This is a genomic window from Methanoregula sp. (genome assembly GCF_002835825.1).
Classification (GTDB): domain Archaea; phylum Halobacteriota; class Methanomicrobia; order Methanomicrobiales; family Methanospirillaceae; genus Methanoregula.
Genome location: NZ_PIZH01000478.1, coordinates 1 through 1573 on the forward strand (window position 1 = coordinate 1; position 1573 = coordinate 1573).

Annotated in this window: 1 protein-coding gene; it reads right to left on the reverse strand. The window is 58.7% G+C overall.

Translation table 11 applies throughout. The features are described 5' to 3' along the window. Nucleotides 1-26 precede the first annotated feature (26 nt). The coding region (locus CW742_RS12470; RefSeq protein WP_292420842.1) for a cation-translocating P-type ATPase at nt 27-1573 on the reverse strand (1547 nt) is incomplete at its 5' end.

Here is a 1573-nt window from a genome sequence, read left to right on the forward strand (position 1 = left end):
CAATGCCGGCCCCATTTAAAAAAAAATTACCGTTTCGCAACCCGCAGGCCGTTCCCTACCGCGAGGAGTTCGGACGCCTCGTGGAAGATCACCGCAAGGGTCACTCCGAGAACCCCGAGCAGGGCGCCGGGGATAAGGATGGCAAGCACGGCAACCGAGAAGACAATGTTCTGGTTAGAGATGGACAGGGCTTTCTTCCCGAATGCAATGGCCTCCGGCACCTTGGACAGGTCGTCGGCCATGAGCGCAACATCGGCCGCCTCGATTGCCGCATCGGTGCCGATCGTCCCCATTGCCACACCGACCGTGGCTTTGGCAAGGGCCGGGGCATCGTTGATGCCGTCGCCGATCATGACGACCGCCCCATACTTCTCTTTGAGCGACTCGATTGCCGCGGTCTTGTCCTCCGGTTTCAGATCGGCCCGGATATCATCGATACCGAGATCCGCTGCCACTGCTTTTGCCGTAACCCCGTTGTCTCCGGTCAGCATGATGGTTGCAACACCCATGGTGTGGAGCTCATCGATCATGGCCTTTGCATTCGTCCGGACCTGGTCCCGCATTGCAATGAGGCCGAGGATCTTCTCCTGCGTTCCTACGAATATGACCGTCTTTCCTTCAGCCCGGAGTCTGTCGATGGTACGCTGGGTTTCTGCATTCCTGGTTGTACCGGTGAAATACTCCGGTCTGCCGGCGAACCATGGGGTCCCGCCGATAATTGCCGTAGCGGCCTGACCGGGAAGGGCGCATTCACCCACCGCCTCGTGTGGCTGGATGTTATCGGTTTCCGCACGCTTTACTATTGCCCGGGCGATTGGGTGATCGGAGCAGCGCTCAACCGTATACGCAATCCGGAGGACTGCGGTTTCATCTCCATTCAGCGCAACGACATCGGTCACAGCCGGGGTCCCGGTCGTAAGCGTCCCGGTCTTGTCGAATGCGACCGCTTTTGTCTTCCCGAGGTTCTCAAGGTGGATACCTCCCTTGATGAGAATGCCGCGTTTCCCGGCCGATCCAATTCCTGCTGCAACCGCGATCGGAGTAGACATGACCAGTGCACATGGTGCTGCTGCAACAAGGAGCACCACGCCCCGTATTGCCAGATCGTTGAACGGGATGCCAAAGAACGGCGGGACAATGATAAGAACGAGGGATATGAAGAAGATCGCCGGGGTATACTTCCGCCCGAACTTCTCGATGAAGGCCTGCGTCTTTCCCTTCTGCTCCTGCGCCTCTTCGACCATATGGATCATCTTCATCAGGGAGTTGTCCTTAAACGTCGCGGTTGCCCGTACCTCCAGGGCGCCATCGACATTCAGGGTTGCTGCGAAGACCTTCATGCCCTCCTGCTTCTCTGCGGGTACGGATTCGCCGGTGACTGCCGCCTCATTGATACTGGACCGGCCTTTTACAATGATCCCATCCGTGGGAATGCCGGCGCCGGGTTTCACCAGGAACATATCCCCGACTTGCAGCTGTTCGGCCGGGATCACCTGTTCGGTCCCGTTCCGGATCAGGACCGCTTCCTTCGGCGCAAGGTCCAGCAGTTTCCGGATCGATGCACGTGTCCGGG